Below are 21056 nucleotides of genomic sequence, written 5' to 3'. Positions count from 1 at the left end.
TGCTCATTATATCATAATAAGACAAAAAATCGCGAGAATAGGAAATGTACTCCGCTGCTGTCCGGCCTCACAATAGAGGTAGAAGAACTACGATCTATGGAGGGGACTCAGCCATGAAGAAGAAACTGCATTTGCTCAGCAACGCCCATCTGGACCCGGTGTGGCAGTGGGAGTGGGAGGAGGGAGCCGCTGCTGCCGTATCCACATTCCGTGCTGCTGCGGAATTCTGCGAGGAGAACGAAGGATATATTTTCAATCATAATGAGGTTATTCTCTATCAATGGGTTGAGGAGTACGAGCCGGCATTGTTCAGGCGGATTCAGCGGCTGGTTCAGGCGGGCAAGTGGCATATCATGGGCGGATGGTATCTGCAGCCTGACTGTAATATGATTTCGGGTGAATCGTTTGTCCGCCAGATTCTGCTGGGCAAAGCGTATTTCCGGGCTAAATTCGGTGCAGAGCCGACGACTGCCATCAACTTCGATTCCTTCGGCCATACGCGCGGACTGGTGCAGATTCTGGCTCAAGCGGGGTACGATTCCTATATCTTCATGCGCCCGGATGAAATGGAAGGCTTGCCTGCGGGCGACTTCAGCTGGGAGGGATACAATGGCAGCCGGGTGATGGCCCACAAGATTGAAGGCGGCTACAACTCGCTCATGGGCAAAACCCGCGGGAAGATTGAACAGTGGCTGGCGGACCATCCGCAGCAGCAGACTGGACTTGTGTTATGGGGCGTGGGCAATCACGGCGGCGGGCCCTCACGGGTGGACCTGGCGCAGATTGCGCAGCTGATGCAGGAGCGGGAGGATGTGGAGATTGTCCATTCTACGCCGGAGCGTTATTTCGCTGAACTGGCGTTGCAGGGGGAGTTACCCGTCTATGCGGGCGATCTCAATCCCCGTTTCGTGGGCTGCTACACCTCGATGATCCGCATGAAGCAGCAGCACCGGTTGCTGGAGAACGAACTGTTCATGACGGAGAAAATGCTGTCCGCCGCTGCGCTGCAGGGTCTGCTCGCCTATCCCGCAGCGGGGCTGCAGGAAGCGCTGCAGGATCTGCTCACCGCGCAGTTCCATGACATTCTGCCGGGCACAGCTGTGCAGAATGCGGAGGAGGCTTCCCTGCGCCAGATCAGCCACGGCCTGGAGACCGTTGCCCGGCTGAAGGTGCGGGCATTCTTCGCCCTGGCCGCCGGACAGCCCAAGGCAGCGCTGAAGGAGTACCCGGTTCTGATCTACAATCCGCATCCGTATGCGGTAACCGGCGTATTCGAATGTGAATTCATGCTGGAGGATCAGAACTGGAATGAGGAGTTCTCCATGCCTGTAGTCTACCAGGGTGAGGACCGTTTACCTTGCCAGCCGGAGAAGGAACGCAGCAATATTCCGCTGGATTGGCGGAAGCGGGTGGCTTTCACTGCTGAGCTGGCTCCTTCCTCTATGAACCGGTTCGACTGCCGGATGGAGATGCTGCCGGTCAAACCGCTGCCGCAGCTCGCTGAGCAGGACGGCTGCTTCCGGTTCGAGACGGCTGATCTGCGGGTCGTAATCAATGCCCGGACCGGACTGATGGATGAGTATACCGCCGGGGGCCGGTCACTTCTGCGCAAGGGAGCCTTCGCTCCACTGGTCATGAATGACAATGAAGACCCGTGGCGGATGGATACCGACCGGTTCGATCAGCTGGAAGGTGCGTTCACGCTGATGAATGCGGAACACAGCGCCTTGTTCTCCGGTGTGAAGCAGCCGCTGCCCGCCGTCCGGGTTGTCGAGGACGGCGAGGTCCGCACCGTTATTGAAGCAGTGCTGAGCTATGGCAGCTCCTCCATCTGCCAGACTTACAAGCTGCCGAAGCAGGGGACCGAGGTGGAGATTGAGCTGCGGGTCTACTGGAACGAGAAGGACAAGATGCTGAAGCTGTCGATCCCTACCGTGCTTGCGCAGGGGGATTTCTTCGGCCAGACGGCCTTCGGCGTGCAGCCGCTGGACCGGGAAGGCCGGGAGACAGTGGCGCAGAAATGGGTCTCCATAGAGGATGCCGCCCAGAACCTGGCGGTGACCTGCATCAACAACGGAATCCATGGCGGCGATTTCCGCCGGGGCGAGCTGCGTCTGTCGCTTCTGCGCAGCGCCGGATATTGCGCACATCCGATCGGCGACCGGCCGATTATGGCCCAGGACCGCTTCCTGCCGCGGATGGATCAGGGGGAGCGCAGCTACAGCTTCTGGCTGAACGGCGGAGCGCAGACGGAGCGCAGGCAGTCGGTGGACCGCGAAGCGCTGGTCCATAACGAGCGGCCTTATGCGTTATCCTTCTTCCCGTCAGGGGAAGGAGAGACGCTGGCCCCGCTGCTGATGCTGGCGGATGACAGCATTCAGCTCAGCGCGTTCAAACAGGAGCAGCAGGGGGAGAATTATATCCTGCGCCTGTTCGAGCCGACCGGGCTTGGCGGGACAACCACGGTGAGCCTTCCTTCGCTCGGCATCCGCCGGGAGGTCAGCCTGAACGGATACGAGGTTAAGACCTACCGCCTGCGGCCTGCCTCCGGCGTGCTGGAGGAGGCTCCACTATGCGAGGGGTGAGATGGTGGGGCGGCGGGATGCGCCCCGTCTTCTGAAGGACGGCATAGCCGTTTCCAATTGGGCAGTTTTCCTAGAACCTTCACCAGGGAGTAAGTGGAAAAATGTCATTTAATAATCCTGAAACCGGCGAGTTCAGAGAGAGAGTTGGAAAAAAGGCACTTAATCATCGGATAATAGCTATGAGGAGCCGAAATCAGGAGAAATAAGTGTCGTTTATCCACTTAATCCGATTTTACCGACTGAAATTATATAATCAAGTGTATAATTTCCACTTATTAGGGGGATGTGTGTTGGAAACAGACGCGTCTACTGCGAGAATATACTGTAGTAAGGTTAGTGGTGTTAGGTGAACGTTTATCCAAAGAGTGAAGCGGACTGAGATTCCGTTATCTTGTTCATTTGAATCCGAAAGAGGGCATGACGGGGCATATAAGGGATTCTGAGTCCGATTGACCTGTGATTTCGCCGATTTTGATCAAATAACGGAATCTCAGTCCTATTCTCTAACTTCAGGGCATGAAGAGCGCGGCTGACTTCCCGCAGCTAAAATGCGTGATGATAACGCATCTTCAGTGTTTTTGATAGAAACAGATAACGATGGACCGGAGGCGATTATGCTCAACAATGAAAATGGACTAATCGTAATGAAATTACCATAAGGTTAGCCTATTCCAACCAAAAAGACAGCCGGAATGGCTGCCTTTTGTGGGAAGAAGAGCTTAACGCTGCAAGCTCTCACCATTGGACGCAATAACGTCCTTATACCAGTGGAAGGATTTCTTGCGGTAGCGCTCAAGTGTGCCGGTATTGTCGTCGTGGCGGTCAACATAGATGAAGCCGTAACGTTTGCTGAGCTGTGCGGTTGAAGCGCTGACCAGGTCAATACAGCCCCATGAGGTGTAGCCCATGACATCTACGCCGTCCTCAATTGCTTCGCCCACCTGCACCAGGTGGTCATTCAAATACCCAATCCGGTAGTCGTCATTGACGGTCGGCACGCCGTCTTCGCCGGTGATCAGCTCGTCCTTGGCACCGAGACCATTTTCGACGATAAACAACGGCTTCTGGTAACGGTCATGGAACATGTTCAGCACATAACGCAGACCCTGCGGGTCAATCTGCCAGCCCCATTCGGAAGCCTTCAGATACGGATTAGCTGCACCGCTGAACAGGTTGCCTTCGGTCTGGTTGCGCTTATTCTCGTCTCCCGTCTCACAGATGCTCACATAGTAGCTGAAGGAGATGAAGTCTACCGTGTGCTTCAGAATCTCGGCATCGCCAGGCTCCATGTGAATTTCAATACCGTTCTCTCTGAAGTAACGCTTCATATAGCCCGGATATACGCCTCTCGCATGAACATCCCCGAAGAAATAATTCATATGCTCCGACTTCATCGCTGCGATTACATCATCCGGGTTCGGAGTGAGCGGGTAAGTCGGCATACTAAGGATCATACAGCCGATCTGGGCCTGCGGGTTGATCTCGTGTCCAATCTTCACAGCCAAGGCGCTTGCCACCAGCTCGTGATGGATAGCCTGATACAGATCCTGCTTGCTCAGCTCTTCCTTCGGCGTGTAGATCCCTCCGCTCATGAACGGTTCATGCAGAATAGAGTTGATCTCGTTAAAGGTCAGCCAATATTTCACTTTGTTCTTGTAGCGGGTGAATACCGTTCTGGCATAGCGTTCGTAGAAGCCGACTAAATCACGGTTAACCCAGCCGTTATACTGCTTGGACAAATGCAGCGGCGTCTCATAGTGGGAGAGGGTAACAAGCGGCTCGATGCCGTATTTATGCAGTTCGTCGAACAGATCATCATAGAACTTGAGGCCTTGCTCATTAGGCTCAAGCTCATCACCGTTCGGGAAAATCCGTGACCAGGCAATAGAGGTACGGAAGACTTTGAAGCCCATTTCGGCAAAAAGCTTCACATCCTCTTTGTACCGGTGGTAAAAGTCGATTCCGACCAGCTTCATATTATCTTCAGTCGGAACTTCAGTAATCGGACCTTTGATCCCTTGCGGAGCCACGTCCTGGGTCGACCAGCCTTTGCCGTCCTCGTTATATGCGCCTTCAAGCTGGTTGGCAGCTACAGCGCCGCCCCACAGAAAGCCTTCAGGAAACTTGATACTCATGCAATATCCCGCCTTTTTATAGTTATGGATTCAGATATGGTAAGCTAATAATATGTCCTATAATGGAATGCTAAATGTTGAAACGCGTTACATGTCAAGTGTTTTTTTGTGAGATAACAATTTATATAAGGAGAAGCCTCATGTCGAATCTTGATCAAATTGCCAAGCTGTCTGGATTCTCCAAAGCCACCGTCTCGCGGGTGCTGAATCATTCCCCCCATGTGAGCCAGACGACGCGGGATACCATCATGAAGATCATGGAAGAGCTGGATTACGTGCCGAACGGCAATGCTATTTCCTTGTCCAAAGGGCAGACGGAGCAGATCGGTATGGTTACCGAAGGGATCAACGAAGTGATGCTGCCCTTTCTGAACAGCTTCGTTGAGACCGCCAGCCAGTACGGCTACCAGACGATTATTTATACTTCCGGAGGTGATCCGGCCAAAGAGCTGCAGGCCTTCGAGGATATGCGGCGGAAAAGAGTTGATGCGCTGGTCATCAGCACCTGTGTCAACGATCTGGAGCTCCTCAGCTCCTATGGCAAATACGGGCCGATCGTGTCCTGGCAGCGGATGGAGCGTCCGGAAATTCAGAGCGTCGCCATGAACCAGTATGAAGGATATATGCTGGGGCTGGAGCATGTGATTAAGCAGGGGTATAGGCGGATTGCCAATGCTTTTGGCAGACCGACCAGTATGAACACCTCCGGGCGGATGCAGGCGTATCAGGACATTGTCCGCAAATACAACCTGCCTGTTCAGCCGGACTGGTCGCCTACCGGCATCTATTCTATCCGCCAGGGAGAACAGCTGGTCCGCGAGCTGCTGCTGAATCCGGGCGAACACCCGAATGTCATTCTGTGCGCCAATGATCTGGTGGCGGCAGGGGTGCTGAACGAGGCCCGGAGGATGGGTGTGAAGGTTCCGGAAGAGCTGGCGGTTGTAGGATTCGATAATACCGAGCTGGCTCATACACTGGGGATTACCTCAATCTATAATCCGATTGCCGCACAGGCGCAGAATGCCTTTCAGCTGATCCTTGGCAGACTCAAAGGAACGGAAGCGGCGCAGCAGCAGCTGGAGTTTCAGCTGGTGAAGCGGGCTACGACGTAAGGGGAAGCGGCTGCCGTCCTGGCCGGCGGCGCTGGGCCGGGAGAGGTAGGGGCGGCGCAGAACAAAGTGACAAGTGACAAGTGATAAAGTGATAAAGAGTTAAAGAGTTAAAGAGATAATGTAAGTGTATTCCTGCATCAAATACAACATTTCCCGCGTCATACCGACCATAATCGAAAATTGTTGTATGAAATGCAGCAATCCCCGTTTATTAAGCGGATTCGCGGGGGAATTCCTGTATTTCATACAACAATCCGCCTACGCACCTGGGTTTCGCTGGCTCGAAGCTGTAATTTATACAACATTTTGTCTCCGGGGTGGAAAGTGGAGAGTAGGAGCAAGAGTAGGGAGTAAGAGTAAGGAGCAAGAGTAAGAAGTAAGAGTATGAGTATGGAGTAAGAGTAAAAAGTATGAGTATGAGTAAGGAGTAAGAGTAAGGAGTAAGAAGTAAGAAGTAAGGGTAAGAAGTAAGAGTAGGGAGTAAGGGTATGAGTATGGGTAAGAGTTAAGAAGTAAGAGTAAAAAGTAAGAGCAAGAGCAAGAGCAAGAGTTAAAAGTAAAAGTAAGAGTAGGGAGTAAGAGTAAGAGTTAAGAGTAAGAGTAAGAGTAAGAGTAAGGAGTAAGAGTAAGAGTAAGGAGTATGGAGTAAAGTTGAGCTCTGAAGCAGCTGCGGATCAAATGCGGCTGCTTTTTTGCGTTTGAGCCGTGTGCGGATGAAGGGTTGGATAGGAGGGATAAGAGGAGGAGAGGAAGTTGCGGACTCCAGTGCGCTTATTTCCTGGATTCGGCGCATTGCTTCGGGCCAGCGGACTCAGGTGCGCTTATCGCTTGAATAGCAGGCTAATTTGGGGGAAATCTGAGCAAATAACTGCACTGGAGTCCGCAAGCCGTGCGAAAAGCCCTTTTTGCGGGAAATAAGCGCTTCTGAGTCCGCAACGGCGCGCCCGGCTGGTATCGTACCTGAGTTGCTCCGAGAACTGTCAGTAACTAGTTGTGCTGCAGCACCCAGTCTCATCCCGCCAGCGTACATCCCCAACACTAAATGTGCTCTACCCATCCATTCAGGCAGGTACATCTCCTCCGCTCCCCGAAGCTTTCCCCCCAGCTAACGATCCCCCGAAGTACTCCTTGCGGGAACGCAAGCACACCGAAACCGACAAGACATCACCCTGCAAATTCCCCGGCAATTATGCAGTATATCTAAAGTTTAAGGGGGCGAAGGTGCAAAAACCCGGTGCTATAATGGCGTTACCAACAGAAAGAAAGGGGTAATTTCCATGAATTCCGGCGATCCGTTCTCGTCACTGCAGCGTATATTACCGCGTTTTCCCCTACATCACAATCCGAAAGGGCGGGGGAGCCAATGAGCAAGTTAACCGCTGAATCCAACCTGGCCGGTGCGTCGCTGCACCCGGGGAGCCGCAGAGCTTTTTCCCGCTTCGTCCGGAAGTATGGTCCTGCGTATCTAATGCTGCTGGTGCCGGTCTGCTTCTTCGCCGTGTTCTCGCTGTATCCGATTGGCTGGGCGCTGAAATATGTCTTCTATTATTATGACGGCGTGATGCCGGAGCGGTTCACCGGAATGGCCAATCTGCACCGGCTGATGGAGGATCAGATTTACTGGTCTTCGCTCTGGAAGCAGGCGCTGTTCTCCCTCAAAATATTGATTGAGCTGCCGCTTGCGTTCGTACTCGCGTTGTTCCTGTACTCCCGACTGCGGGGGAGAAATATATTCCGGGCGATGTTCGTCATGCCTTATATTCTGCCGGGCTCGACGATGGCGCTGGTCATGTACATTCTGCTCAACCCGTATAACGGCGGGCTCAACCAGCTGCTGCTGAAGCTCCATCTGATTGATCAGCCGATTCAGTTTCTGTCCGGCGGGTGGACGGCTTTTGCCAGCGGGATGGTGATGGATGCCTGGCAGAACTTCGGGATCAACATGCTGTTCTTTCTGGTCGGGCTGACCAGTATTCCGAAGGATGTCTACGAGAGTGCGGATATGGACGGAGCTACCGGGTGGAAAAGAATGCGCTACATCTCGATCCCCATGATGGGCCGCATTTTGCAGATGATCCTGTTCCTGTCGATTCTCGGCACGCTGAAATCCATGGGTCCTTTCCTCGTCCTCACGAACGGCGGACCGAATAATGCTACGGAGCTGACGTTCCTGTACATCTTCCACCAGTTCTTCGGGGGCGAAGCCGGCAGCAACTATGGATATGGCGCAACAGTGGCCGTGGTCACCGCGCTTATGCTGGTAGTGGTCTCCGTGGGTTACTTCAAGCTGACCAAAAGAATGGACTATCATGAATAAGGGGGAGCCGCAATGAAGCCTATCGGGCAGACGCTGAAATATATTTTCCTGGCTGTAGCGGCATTGGTAACGCTTGTGCCGGTGCTGTATGTCTTTTTCTATTCTTTTAAATCCAATCAGGAGCTGATTACCGGGGGCAGCCTGCTGCCGAAGGAATGGACCTGGTCGAACTACTCTGAGGTATGGAAGAAGCTGGATTTCTCGTTATACTTCTATAACTCGGTTGTTTTTGCCGTGGTGAGTGCGGGGATGTCGGTGTTCATGGGGGCCATGGCGGGGTATGTGTTTGCAAGAACGGAATTTCCCGGCAAAAAAGTGCTGTCGATGCTGATCATCGGCGTTATGTTCATCAGCCTGGGACCGATGACGCTGTATCCGAAATTTAAGCTTGCCGTGGACTGGGGTTTGACGGATAGTATCTATACCATCCCGCTCGTTGCGTTATATGGTCTGGGAGCCAGCGTATTCCTGTACGAAGGGTTCGTCAAATCTCTTGGCAAGGATATGGACGAGGCTGGTATTATGGATGGAGCAGGCTATTTCACACGCTTCTTCCGGTTAACGCTGCCGCTGATGGCACCGATTACCGCGACCTTTTTCCTGCTTGAATTCATCGCTGAATGGAACAACTATATCCTGCCGCTGGTCATGAGCATCGGGAACCCGGATACGAAGACCCTGACCGTAGGTGTGGTGGAGCTGCGCAACTCAGGAACCGGGGCTGCGGCGTGGAATCTGCTGCTGGCCGGTTCAATGATCTCGGTGATTCCGGTGTTGACGGTCTTCATCCTGCTCAACCGGCAGATTGTAGGGGGACTCGCGCAAGGAGCAGTGAAAGGCTGACAGATTAGGGGGACATCTATGTACAAGGTGCTGATTGTAGACGACGAGCATTTCATCCGGGAGCGGCTCACGACGATGATTCCCTGGGCGGAATATGATCTTGAGGTGGCCGGGGTGGCCGAGGACGGGGCGAGTGCACTGGAGCAGATCGGGCGGCTCTCCCCGGATATTGTGATCAGCGACATCCGTATGCCGGACATGACCGGGCTTGAGATGATCGCCAAGGCGGCGGTGCTGGGGCCGGATATCCGTTATATTATTCTCAGCGCCTACGGCGAATTCGATTATGCCCGGAGGGCGATTCAGCTGGGCGTGACCGATTATCTGCTGAAGCCGACCAGACCGGAGGAGCTGCTGCAGGTGCTGCTGAAGCAGGTGGATGTGCTGGCCCAGCTGAAGCTGCAGCAGCAGCGTGCCCGGCGCAATCAATATTATGAGGAATCGATCCGCTCACAATATATACAGGAGCTGATTCTCGGCAATCATCCCGGCTATGACTGGCAGGAGGAATGCGCCCAGGTAGGTCTGGAATGGATGCTGCAAGGGGAGCTCCGGCTGATGCTGATGACGCTGGAGGGACAAGTGACCATTGATCCCAGTGCGCAGTTCGCTGTGCAGAATGTGATGCATGAGCTGCTGCAGCCTGTTGAAGACGTTTGCACGATCCGGCTGTCCTTCGGCAAATGGCTGCTCACCGCCGGAGGCAGCCGTTCAGAGACTGAGCTTCTGGCTCTTGCACAGCAGCTGCACGACAGTATTGACCGCTTCACCAAAAAGAAGGTACATATCATGATCTCGGAAGGAGGCGGCAGTCCGCTGGAGCTGTCCAGGCTATTCTGGGAAACAGAAAAGATGATGGAATATATGGGTGAGAATCCGGAGGAGCCGATCCGCTTCCTGCTGCCTTCCAGCCGGGAGCTGGCGTATATCCAGTGGACCAAGCCGATGGCAGAGCTGATCCAGTGGATGCTGGCCGGGGAAACGGAGCAGGTGGTCCGCTGGCAGAACCAGCTGGCCTTGTCCTTCCTGGAGTGGGAGCTGGGGGCTGCCCGGCGCTGGTGCTTCGAGTGGCTGACCACAATCCGGGAGCATGTGCAGACCGGGGGCGGCCGGGTTCTGCCGGATACGGAGGATCTGAAGATGCGCATCGCCGGGCAGCACAAGATTAAGGATCTGCTGCAGTTCTTCACCCATGAGCTGCATCATCTGATCCATCAGCGCCACGGCAAAGGGGCGCACCGGCTGATCCGGGTTGTCCTTGAACGGATTGAGAGCCAGTATGGCGGCGATATCCAGCTGACCACTGTGGCCGAAGAGCTGGGGATTTCCCCGGTTTATCTAAGCGAATTGTTCAAGCAGCAGACCGGAAGCACGTTCCGGGCGCATCTGCTGCAGGTGCGTATGGGCGCGGCTATCCGGCTGCTGAAGGACCCGGCGCTCAAGGTGTACGAGGTGTCTTACAAGGTGGGGTACAACAAGGTGGAGCATTTCGTTAAGCTGTTCAAAAAAGAGTACGGCATGACCCCCTCAGAATACCGGGGGGCACTGGTATGAGAAGACAGCGCCTGCCGTTCCGCCGGTTCCACCACAAGCTGTTTCTGCTTATTCTGCTGCTGACTCTGGCTCCGGTTCTGATTGTCGGAACTGTGAATATACTCGTGACCTCCGGCCTGTTCACCCGGCAGCTGGAGGAAAGCTCGGACATGATTCTATCGCGCACAGCCGCTCCCTTCGAACAGCTCTATCAGGAGTTCGAAACTACGGAGCGGCTGTTTCTGCATGATGAAGAGCTGGTTCAGGCCCTGAACAGCCGGGAGGACTCCGTGTTGCGGCAGATCGGGGTAGCGAACCGGCTGCAGCAGTTCCTGACCAATATTAAGTATATCAACGGGGATTTCAGTGTCTCCTTCCGGCTCCCGCAGGAGCATTATCTGGCTCATTACGGTCTGCCGGTCAAGGCTGACCCGGAGTTTCTGCAGGGTCTGTCCCTGGACCCCGGGGCACTGGAACAGGTGTACCGGCTGACGGGTGAACCCGCCGCGTCCGGCCAGTTCACCTGGATTGTGCCGATCGGCAGCATTACCCACCGGGAGCTGTACGGCTGTATGCTGATCTCGGTTCCTTACAGCTCTATTCAGGAGCTGCTCGGCGAACCGCTGGATTCGGGACAGCGGCAATATCTGCTCACGGACAATTCGCTGGAGGGCGATATCTATATGGGTTTCCAGGGCGCCGAAGAGGACAGCAGGCTCCGCGCTGCCCTGCTGCGCGCTGCCGGAGAACCGGGCAGCGGCGGTTCCAGGAATGGCTATGCCGAGGGCGGAAACTATTATTCTGCACGTGAGGTCGGGGAGAACTGGACCCTGCTCGGCATCGTGCCGAGGAGGCATGTCCTGCTGCCGCTCTATCAGGTCTACCAATGGACCGCCGGGGTGATGGGGATCTTGCTTCTGGTATCCACGCTGGTGTCCAGCCGGGTGGCGCGCAATTTCTCCCGTCCGATTGAGCGGCTGGCTTCACTGGTCGTGCGCAAAAAAAGCGACGGGGCCCATCTGCATATTCCGCCGCTGGTACGCGGGGACGAGATCGGCATTCTATATGACGGCATGCGCGAGCTGCTGATGGAGATCCGAGAGGAGCAGGTGCTGAAGCGGGAATATCATCTGCGGCTGCTGCAGTATCAGATTAACCCGCATTTCCTGTACAACAGTCTGGATACGATCAACTGGAAGGCGCTGGAGCATAGAGACCGGGAGCTGACCGGCATGATCGATCATCTGACGGGATTCCTCCGTGCCGGACTGGATGGCCCGGATGTCGTCACCCTGGAGCAGGAGCTGAAGCATCTGAACAGCTATATCGGCATGCAGCAGATCCGCTACAAGGAGCAGTTCGCCATCACGGTGAATATGGAGCCTGAACTGCTGGAGCAGCGGATTGTCAAAATCTCGCTGCAGCCGCTGGTAGAGAATGCAATCATGCACGGGATGAGCCGTCAGGCCGGCGGGAACCGGATTGAGATTAGGGGCAGGAGGACAGACGAGGATACCTACAGCATTGAGGTATTCGACAATGGCAGCCTGCTTGACCTGGCCAAGGTGCAGCGCCTGCTGAACGAAAGGGAGCCCGATCCCGCCTCCTTCGGCATCCGCAATGTGCATGAGCGCATCCGGCTGTATTTTGGCGAGGCATTCGGACTTCAGGTCAATCTGCTGGAAGAGGGCAAAAGCTTCGAGGTGCGGCTTCCTTTTACAAATTACGGAAATCAATAGCCGGAACGGGAAAGAAGACCTTCTTTTGTTCAGTAAATATGAATTCCGAGGGGTTAGCTATGCGCTTATTCCTTTCTATAATCAGGGTGTATACAAAACAACTTAAGGGGTTGAACAATATGATGAATACAAAACGGAGCAAGCAGGGACTCCTGGCGGCGGCGGCAGCGCTCCTGGTTCTGATGACCGGCTGCGGGAATAACGGCAATGGCAATGGGAATGCCAGCCCGTCTGCGGACACAAATGCAAGCGCCCCCAAAGAGAAGGTATCGATTGAGGTATGGGTGAATTCACGGCATGATCTGGAAGTGCGGGAGAGCCTGGTCAAGAAATTCAATGAAACCAACCCGGACCATATCGAGATCAATTATAAAGTATTTGCAGACAACTACGAGGAGCAGCTGAAGCTGGCCATGAACGCGGGCAACCTGCCGGACATCGCCTATAATATTTCCGCTGATCTGGCGAATGCGGGCTACCCGCTGGATCTGAATCCGCTGATTACTCCGGAGATTCGTGCACGTTTTGATGAATCCGCTCTCACAGTTCCGCCCACCGCGAAGAACGGGGAGCTGGACCGGGTATTTGAGAATGTGACGACCTTCAAGCTGATCTATAACAAGGACCTGTTCAAAGCTGCAGGACTTGATCCGGAGAAGCCGCCGGTTACCTGGCAGGAGATGAGTGACTATGCCAAGCAGATTACGGCCAGCGGGGGCGGACAGAAATTCGGCCTCGGGCTGCCCGTGAAGCAGACGGCGTTCTGGAGATATTATGTGATTTATCCTTCAGCGGTCTCCGGGGATATTAACGGCCGTGAAGGCTGGAATGCAGTCACCGGCAAATACGACTTCTCACCGTTCGCCAAGTATGTGAAATGGTGGATTGATGAGAATAAGGCGGGCAGTGTCTTCCCTGGTGTCGGCACCTACGACAATGACATGATCCGTGCCCAGTTCGCGGAAGGCAATATCGGCATGCTGTCCGCCGCTACCTGGGATATCGGGGTCTTCAATGACCAGTTCCCGGCCAAGAATGACTGGGCTGTTGCGGATTTCCCGACTTGGGATGGCACTGCCAAGGGAGGACCCGCTTATGAAACAGCCAACGGCTTCAGCATCAACAAGAACTCCAAGCATCTGGAGGAAGCCAAGAAAGCCTGGGAATTCCTGATCTCGGATGAAATGTTCGTGGAGCTGGCCCAAAAAGGTCTGGGCTCCTTCACTAACCTCGCCGCCCAGGACAAAGCGATTCAGCCGACAGACCGCAAAGGCGTGGATGGCTTCGTGATCGGAGACAGCTCCGTGGATTATCCGATGGCTCCGCGGCTGGATTATTCCGTAGTGAATCCTCCGCTGAAGGTAGGCTCGCTGGATGTCAGCAAATCGGCTGTCGTCAATGATGTGATGAACCAGCTGTTCATGAGCAGCAAGGAGCTGCCGGACATTGAGAAGACCCTGCAGGAGCTGGGCGATGCCTTCAACAAGCTGGCGGAAGCAAATACCGCAGCCGGAACGATTGATCTGAACAACTATCTGAAGCCGGACTTCAAACCGCTGAAGCCGTAACAGATGCAGCAAGGAGCTGCTAGGGATCAGTACCCGTTATTGTTGACAGAATCTCAACGGTGTTGAGAGTTTTGATAACAAATTAGCGGTACCTTATTCCGTAGCAGTCTCCTGGGATGCGCCCCGGTCCAGCTTGACCGTAATAGGCAAGGGCGGGGCGCATTGCTGATTCAAGGTAGCTTCAGGGGAGGAGAAGTGGTTATGACGAATGCAGGCAGGAATGCTGAGGCGGGTGCGGGTGCGAGTGCGAATGTAGATGCGAGTAAGAGTGTGAATGTAGGTGCGAGTAAGAGTTGGAATGCAAATAATAAGTCGGATAACAACGAGGATGCAAAGGCTTCTATTTCCGTAATGGAGAAGATTCTGGAGTATAGGGTAGTGGCTATTCTGCGTGGGATCGGCAAGGAAGACGTTCTGCCGGTGGCGGAAGCGCTGGTCCGGGGCGGCATCCGGCTGCTGGAGATTCCGTTCAACCAGCGGGGCGCAGCTCCGGGAGAGGACGCCCCGGCGGTCATCCGCCTGCTGAAGCATCGCTTCGGCGGCAGTCTCTGCATTGGCGCAGGCACGGCGCTGACGGCAGAACAGGTCGATCTGGCCGCAGACGCCGGGGCGGAATTCATTCTGTCGCCGGGGACCTCGGCGGCAGTGATTGCAAGAACGAAGGAACGCGGCCTGGTGGCTGTGCCCGGCGCAGCCACAGCGAGTGAGATGGCCGAGGCTTACCGCTGCGGGGCGGATATCGTGAAGCTATTTCCGGCCGGGGACTTAGGGCTTGGCTACATGAAGTCAGTGCTTGCTCCGCTGAATCATATTCCGGTAATGGCTGTCGGCGGTGTGGACGAACACAATCTGCAGGATTGGCTGGCCGCCGGAGCCTCAACGGTTGGCGTCGGGGCGCGGCTCGTGCAGGACGAATGGGTGAGGAACGGGCGTTATGACGAGTTGTCGGCATTGGCAGCGCAGTATGTAAGCCGGGTAGCAGAAGGCGGGAAGACGGGCCGTTAGATTAAACCTGGAAACTTGGGGCTTGGGAGTATGACTATATAACTGGAACTACACTTATGTAGGTGAACTTGAACTTGTAATTCTTTATTCCTGATCTCTGACCTCACTTTTGTAATGTGAGAGGATGTTCTATTGCACTCTGTACAACAGATGAACATTAAAACAGCCTAAAAATTAAATCTATTGCACTCTGTACAACAGAATCTCAGATGTTAGCTGTTATTGCCCGACTTTCTCATAATCAAATGTACGAAATGCAATAGAACGTAAGTTTTCCACAATTCAAATGATTTCTATTGCACAAAGTACAATCAAACCATTTCACAACCAGGGTTGTCGAAAATGAAAACTAGAGTTTTCAAGTTCAACCTATACTGTCCCGGGAATGAAAAGGGTCAAGTACTTTTTATTTAGGAGGATGTAAGAAATATGGAAGCAGACAAGGAGTTATCACTTGCACCGCCGGAGATCGTTACCACCCCCGGAGTGAAGTACCGCAAGGAGGGCCGCCAGTGGCAGGGGATACCCGGCATTGAACGGACTCCGGGCGGAAGACTGTGGGCCGCGCTGTACAGCGGCGGCGACACGGAAGGGCCGGATAACTATGTTGTCCTGATCACCAGCGGGGATGACGGAGATACCTGGTCGCATCCGGTGCTTGCCGTGGACCCGCCCGGCCCGGTCCGCGCGTTCGATCCCTGCCTGTGGCTAGACCCGGCAGGGAGGCTCTGGCTGTTCTGGGCACAGAGCTATGAATTCTACGACGGGCGTGCCGGCGTCTGGGCCATGTTCAGCGGGAACGCGGATGAGGCTGCACCGGAGTGGAGTCAGCCGAGACGGATTGCGGACGGCGTAATGATGAACAAGCCGACCGTGCTGTCTTCGGGGGAATGGCTGCTGCCTTACGCCGTATGGGGCTTCCGGGATAAGGAGACCGGTGAACAGATCTCATCGGCCCACAATCATTTCCCGGCTGAGATGTATGCGAATGTCCTCTGTTCGACAGATCAGGGGAAGACGTTCCAGAGGATCGGGTATGTGGACATGCCGGAGCGAAGCTACGACGAGCATATGCTGACTGAACTAAAGAATGGGGACCTCTGGATGCTGGTCCGCACTTATGGCGGTATCGGCGAGAGCTTCTCCACCGACAAGGGTATCACCTGGTCGAAACCGCAGGCAGATGTGCTGGAAGGACCCTGCTCACGCTTCTTCATCCGCCGCCTGAACTCGGGGAATCTGCTGCTGGTCAACCACCATAACTTCGAGGGCCGGAACAATCTCAGCGCCATGCTGTCCCGGGATGACGGCGAGACCTGGGAAGGCTTCCTGCTGCTTGATGAGCGGGAGAACGTCTCGTATCCGGACGGTGTGCAGGCGGAGGACGGCCGGATCTACATCATTTACGACAGGGAGCGTTACAAGGACAAGGAGATTCTGCTTGCTGTATTCGAGGAAGCTGATGTGCTTGCGGGCAGAGTGATCACAGACCGTGCCCGGCTGAAGGTGCTTGTGCAGGAGGGGACGGCTGATCCTTGCCCCGAAGAATGAAGCTCGATCTTAATGGGCTGAGCTTAAGATATAACTCTAAGACGCAACCCTAAGACGCAACCTTGAGCCCCGTGGAGATAGGAGAATTCGTGAGAAGATGTGTCCGCATCCATTCCTGATTGCGAAATCCTGCACGAAATACAACATTCCGGTCACGATTTCGGCCCGAATTCTGAATTGTTGTATAAAAGACAACATTTTCCTTATTTTAGGCCAGTTAACGCAACTATTGTTGTATTTCATACAACAATCCCGTGATTTTTTCAGAATCTCTGCATTGGAGTTGTATTTACTGCAACATTTGGCCGACTAGGCTGGCTGAATTGGTAGCTGTAGTGGCAGGAGTGGCTAGAGTGGCAGGAGTGTTGGAGTGTTGGAGTGGCTAGAGTGGCTGGTGGCTAGAGTGTCTAGAGTGTCTAGAGTGTCTGGAGTGGTTGGTGGCTAGAGTGTCTGGAGTGGTTAGTGGCTAGGTGGCTAGGTGGCTAGAGTGGCAGGAGTGGAGGATTGGCAGGAGTAGCAGAGTGGCAGAGTAGCTGGAGTAACTGGAGTAACTGGTGGCTAGAGTGGCTGAGTGTCTAGAGTGTCTGGAGTGGTTGGTGGCTAGGTGGCTAGAGTGGCTGAGTGTCTAGAGTGTCTGGAGTGGTTGGTGGCTAGGTGGCTAGAGTGGCTAGAGCGGCTGGAGTGGTAGGAGTGTTGGAGTGGCAGAGTAACTGGAGTAGCTAGGGTATTAGGGTGGCAAAGGTGGCTGGATAACGGTTGACCACGGGCGGCGGAACGTTCTTTTTGGAAGAAGTCTGAAGTGCAGCTGCAGATTATCTAAACAGAATTGAGGAGGTTTAACAATGAAGAGATCTATGCGGACTTTATCTTTCCTTCTGGTTATCACTTTGCTCATCAGCAGTCTGAATCTGACGTTCGGTACAGCGAAGGTACTAGCCGAGGAAACGGAGACTCCCGATCTGGAGCAGATTGCTGCTTCTTGGCCGGTGGCTTTTGAGGATACCTTCGGCCAGCCGTCGTCGGCGAATTGGGATGCACCCGCCGGCAATTATATGAACTATGAGATTACCGGCGGACGGTTCGCGGCCAAGGATAACTACTCCAGCTCCAAGGCCAGAATCAAGGGTGAATCCTGGTCTGAATTCATGCTGGCGTTTAACCTGGTCATTCCTGATGTGTCGGCGGCGGGTGCTTTTGCCAGAGTCGATCTGGGGGATACCGGCAGTGCAAACTATGATTCCCTGCTGATCAAACAGAATAAAATTTCGTTCTATAAATCAGGAGTCACGGGAGAAACTACGCTATCCACAGCTTATCCCGTCCAGTCCGGGGTGAGCTATGATGTCCGGATGCTGGTCGATGGAAATACGGCCATTGTGCAGATGAAATCCGTGACGGATACCGTGTATCAGACGCTGGGAGAATACGGGAATCTGTATACAGCGGCCGCCCGGACGGTGACCTTCGGGCATAATCTGGCGAAGCCAAGCCTTGATAATGTCCGCGTCAATTCACAGGAAGGGCAGGAGCCGCCGATTCCGGATATTGACACGGTGACCTCCTCCTGGCCGGTAGTGTTCGAGGATCTGTTCCAGACTCCAACAGCCAAGTGGGATACACCTGCGGGCAGCTATATGCACTACCAGTATCTGGACGGCAGGTTCGTAGCCAAGGACATTAACACTACCTCCAAGGCGAGAATCAAGGGCAAGTCATGGAAGAAGTTCCTGCTCACGTTCAACCTGAGCGTTCCCGATGTATCGGCGGCGGGTGCTTTTGCCAGGGTAGATCTCGGAGATGTGAACAGTGCCAACTATGACTCGCTGCTGATTAAGCAAAATAAGATTTCCTTCTACAAATCAGGGGTTACCGGAGAAACCAAGCTTGCAGACTATACGATTGCGGCGGGTGCCGCTTATGATTTCCGGGTGCTGGTAGACGGCAATTCAGCAATTGTGCAGGTGAAGGGAGCATCAGATTCGCAGTATCAGACGCTTGGCCAGTACACGGGGCTGTATGATGCGGTCAAGCGGACGGTCACCTTCGGCCATCATCTGCTGCAGCCGAGTCTGGATAATGTGCGGGTGTATGCTCTTGCGGCTGACAATCCTTACACCGGACCCGTCCTGACAAGTATGCACTTCTACAAGACAACGATGAATCTGAAGGCGGGAGAGACCGAGAATCTGCGGATCATCTATGAGCCGGCGGCGGTGGAGCTGGATGATGACAGCATCATCTGGACCAGCAGCAATGAGCAGGTGGCGAAGCTGACCGGCAGCGCGTCCAAAGCGAGAGCCGTAACGGCGGTTGCGCCGGGAACAGCGGTGATTCAGGCGGTCACGGCTGACAACCAGATTACGGTTACCAGCACGGTTACGGTGGTTCCGGCGGCGGCTGCGGGAAGCGGGAGTGCTACTTTTGCCGTCTACGGGGAGAAGCAGCTCATCCCTTCCGGTCTGTACGGGATCAACTATCAGAAGCTGAATGATCTGGGGCGGACAGATGATTGGTACAGTGAGCGTGATATTGCGCTGATGCAGGATATTGGTGTGGATCTGCTGCGCGTGCCTGACGGAACGTCGGCCAACTATTATCTGTATAATGACGGCTCACTCATTAATGCCAATGATCCGCGGTTCAGCAATATCACGACAGGCTTCGAGTACACCTCGGTGAACGGGATTAACAACGGGCTGGACGGGATTTTTCTGGATGATATTTACCGTGCGCCGAATGAGCTGGAGCTGCCTAGCACGTTTGTGCTGAATGTGGCTTTTCAGAGTGTGGAAGAGATTACGGCAGAGGTAGAGGAGATTGTCAGCCTGTCCGATCAGCCGGTGCGGATTGAGATGGGCAATGAATTCTATCTGAATAAATACGGCGGCCAGTTCCCTTCGGTTACCGATTACGTCTACAAGGCCCGCGATGTCTATCATGCGATCAAGGATATCGACCCGGATATTCAGGTGGGGATCGTCATTCTGGATAAATGGCAGGAGACGATTATTGTAAAAGACCCCGATTCGCATAAACCGAATGATCCGCTCGATCTGGAGGACACCGCAGGCAACCGTTATGTACGCTGGGAGGAGTGGAACCGGACGATTGCCGCCAATCCGGATATCTATGACGCCGTGATTCCGCATGAGTATACCGGTATTCACAGCATAGATGATATGACCCAGTCGGATTTCATGGACTTCCTGTATGTGAATAACGAGAACCGCTACCAGCTCATTAAGGAGCAGGCGCAGGAATTCCCGGGTAAGGAAATCTGGATCACAGAATACGGCGGCATCAGCGGGCTGATCTTCGGAGGAGAGACGAACCTGTCCGAGAAGGGCCGGATTCACCTGGGCAAAACCCCGGCCTACTCCATGCACTACATGGAGCGGTTCATGAACTTCATGAAGACCGGCAAAGTGCAGGTCACCGCCTATCACTGCCTGATTGACAACCAGTTTTTCGGTATCGTACAGGACAGCTTCGACAGCAGCAACAAGACGGGGATGGTCGTTCTTCCGCCTTATTATACCTTCCGCGAGATCGGCCATCTGCTGAAGGACAATGACTATTATTATGATCTGGCAATGACCAGCGGCGATTACCGGATGCTTAACAATGCTTCGCCAGCCAACTATGTCTACGGGAAGGATCTTAAGCTGAATGATGTCGGCGCTTGGGGACTCGGGAATGAAAATGAGCTTACTACCGTAGTATTCAGCAACAGAACGGATAAGGAAATCGAAGTTTCCCTTCCCGGCCAGGAGCTGATGCCGGTGTGGTCCTACGGTGGTGATCCGGTGCCGGATTATCTGGTCAACGACTACACCATCTGGAGACAGGAACCGAAGAATAATCCGCTGCCGGTAACCCCGGGTGGAGAGTTCGCAGCAACCGCCACCCTGCAGCCGTATTCGATGACTGTTATGAAACTGGCAGCGAGCAGTTATACCGATGTTGGTGCAGGCCATTGGGCGAAACCTTATATTGAAGCTCTGGGCACCAAAGGAGTGGTCTCCGGCGGAACGGCAACACAATATATGCCGGAAGCCCTTGTGACGAAGGCCGACATGACAGCGATGCTGGCTAAAGCACTCCAGATTCCGAACGACTATTCAGATACACCGGCGGTGTTTGGTGATGTTGCCGATACCGAGGCCATGTATCCTGTCCTGGCCGCTGCTGTATGGAAAGGGATCACTGCGGCGGACGCTTCCGGCAACTTCAACCCGGCTCAGAGCCTGACGATTCCGCAGATGATTGCCATGACGCAGAATGCAGCCGTGGTGCTGGGCAAAAATCCGCTGCTGGTAGTGAACCCGGGCTTCGGCGGCACGCCTTCCCCTACGGGATATGCTACCCGGGCGGAAGCGGCGCGGATGGTATACGCGCTGCTGGAACTGCAATAAGGATCTATAGAGACCGCATGGAGAGCTGCACGGGAAGATGAAGTAACTAAGGGGATTATTGGAACTGTGGGAGTGCTGGTATCTGCATGAAAGCTATCCGCAGGCAAGCCGACTTCGGAAGCGTCGGCCGTCACCGGATTTTCGCCGCAAAGAGCGGTATTCATCAAGAAATCCGGAGGCGGCCAGCGGACGGAAGTCCAAGCATTTGCCGCAGTTACAATTTCGCCTCAATAGAGGAGTTTTAAGTCAGTCT

Annotated in this window: 11 protein-coding genes; 10 read left to right on the top strand and 1 reads right to left on the bottom strand. The window is 54.3% G+C overall.

The features are described 5' to 3' along the window. Positions 1 to 113 precede the first annotated feature (113 nt). Positions 114 to 2585 (top strand): glycoside hydrolase family 38 N-terminal domain-containing protein, encoded by a 2472-nt coding sequence (locus tag GC101_RS29135; RefSeq protein WP_171720193.1) that lies wholly within the window; start codon positions 114 to 116, stop codon positions 2583 to 2585. Positions 2586 to 3304: 719 nt separating this feature from the next. Here the strand turns inward: GC101_RS29135 and GC101_RS29130 are convergent. Then, positions 3305 to 4720 (bottom strand): glycoside hydrolase family 1 protein, encoded by a 1416-nt coding sequence (locus tag GC101_RS29130; protein WP_171720192.1) that lies wholly within the window; start codon positions 4718 to 4720, stop codon positions 3305 to 3307. A 140-nt stretch (positions 4721 to 4860) separates the two neighbouring features. Here GC101_RS29130 and GC101_RS29125 point away from each other — a divergent pair, with 140 nt between their 5' ends. The 9 genes from GC101_RS29125 (at position 4861) to GC101_RS29085 (ending at position 20803) form a co-directional block, all read left to right on the top strand. Next, entirely contained in the window at positions 4861 to 5832 is a 972-nt protein-coding gene (locus GC101_RS29125) for a LacI family DNA-binding transcriptional regulator (RefSeq protein ID WP_171720191.1), read from the top strand. 1363 nt (positions 5833 to 7195) lie between these two features. Then, positions 7196 to 8149: a carbohydrate ABC transporter permease gene (locus tag GC101_RS29120; RefSeq protein WP_171720190.1), complete on the top strand. Its 954-nt coding sequence runs from the start codon at positions 7196 to 7198 to the stop codon at positions 8147 to 8149. A 12-nt stretch (positions 8150 to 8161) separates the two neighbouring features. Further along, on the top strand, positions 8162 to 8992 hold the full coding sequence (locus GC101_RS29115) for a carbohydrate ABC transporter permease (protein ID WP_171720189.1): 831 nt from the start codon (positions 8162 to 8164) through the stop codon (positions 8990 to 8992). Positions 8993 to 9010: 18 nt separating this feature from the next. After that, the gene (locus GC101_RS29110; protein WP_171720188.1) at positions 9011 to 10546 is read left to right on the top strand and encodes a response regulator; all 1536 of its coding nucleotides are present in this window, start codon (positions 9011 to 9013) and stop codon (positions 10544 to 10546) included. Continuing rightward, complete coding sequence (locus tag GC101_RS29105) at positions 10543 to 12264, top strand: sensor histidine kinase (protein ID WP_171720187.1); 1722 nt, start codon at positions 10543 to 10545, stop codon at positions 12262 to 12264. The genes GC101_RS29110 and GC101_RS29105 overlap by 4 nt, the downstream gene beginning before the upstream one ends. A 119-nt stretch (positions 12265 to 12383) precedes the next feature. Next, positions 12384 to 13832: an ABC transporter substrate-binding protein gene (locus GC101_RS29100; protein WP_171720186.1), complete on the top strand. Its 1449-nt coding sequence runs from the start codon at positions 12384 to 12386 to the stop codon at positions 13830 to 13832. A 201-nt stretch (positions 13833 to 14033) separates the two neighbouring features. Continuing rightward, the gene (locus GC101_RS29095) at positions 14034 to 14837 is read left to right on the top strand and encodes a bifunctional 4-hydroxy-2-oxoglutarate aldolase/2-dehydro-3-deoxy-phosphogluconate aldolase (RefSeq protein ID WP_216626789.1); all 804 of its coding nucleotides are present in this window, start codon (positions 14034 to 14036) and stop codon (positions 14835 to 14837) included. A gap of 429 nt (positions 14838 to 15266) precedes the next feature. Next, positions 15267 to 16388: a sialidase family protein gene (locus GC101_RS29090; protein WP_171720185.1), complete on the top strand. Its 1122-nt coding sequence runs from the start codon at positions 15267 to 15269 to the stop codon at positions 16386 to 16388. 842 nt (positions 16389 to 17230) lie between these two features. Further along, positions 17231 to 20803, top strand: coding sequence for an S-layer homology domain-containing protein (locus tag GC101_RS29085; protein WP_171720184.1), 3573 nt, complete (start codon positions 17231 to 17233; stop codon positions 20801 to 20803). Positions 20804 to 21056: the final 253 nt, after the last annotated feature.

Origin of the sequence: Paenibacillus phytohabitans, from assembly GCF_013141775.1 — a bacterium.
Lineage (GTDB): Bacteria > Bacillota > Bacilli > Paenibacillales > Paenibacillaceae > Paenibacillus_AQ > Paenibacillus_AQ phytohabitans.
This window is presented reverse-complemented; position numbering and strand designations above follow the sequence as displayed.

Coding starts and splice junctions, on each gene's coding strand:
- GC101_RS29135 (WP_171720193.1), top strand. CDS start 114: ATGAAGAAGAAACTGCATTTGCTCAGCAACGCCCATCTGGACCCGGTG.
- GC101_RS29130 (WP_171720192.1), bottom strand. CDS start 4,720: ATGAGTATCAAGTTTCCTGAAGGCTTTCTGTGGGGCGGCGCTGTAGCT.
- GC101_RS29125 (WP_171720191.1), top strand. CDS start 4,861: ATGTCGAATCTTGATCAAATTGCCAAGCTGTCTGGATTCTCCAAAGCC.
- GC101_RS29120 (WP_171720190.1), top strand. CDS start 7,196: ATGAGCAAGTTAACCGCTGAATCCAACCTGGCCGGTGCGTCGCTGCAC.
- GC101_RS29115 (WP_171720189.1), top strand. CDS start 8,162: ATGAAGCCTATCGGGCAGACGCTGAAATATATTTTCCTGGCTGTAGCG.
- GC101_RS29110 (WP_171720188.1), top strand. CDS start 9,011: ATGTACAAGGTGCTGATTGTAGACGACGAGCATTTCATCCGGGAGCGG.
- GC101_RS29105 (WP_171720187.1), top strand. CDS start 10,543: ATGAGAAGACAGCGCCTGCCGTTCCGCCGGTTCCACCACAAGCTGTTT.
- GC101_RS29100 (WP_171720186.1), top strand. CDS start 12,384: ATGATGAATACAAAACGGAGCAAGCAGGGACTCCTGGCGGCGGCGGCA.
- GC101_RS29095 (WP_216626789.1), top strand. CDS start 14,034: ATGACGAATGCAGGCAGGAATGCTGAGGCGGGTGCGGGTGCGAGTGCG.
- GC101_RS29090 (WP_171720185.1), top strand. CDS start 15,267: ATGGAAGCAGACAAGGAGTTATCACTTGCACCGCCGGAGATCGTTACC.
- GC101_RS29085 (WP_171720184.1), top strand. CDS start 17,231: ATGAAGAGATCTATGCGGACTTTATCTTTCCTTCTGGTTATCACTTTG.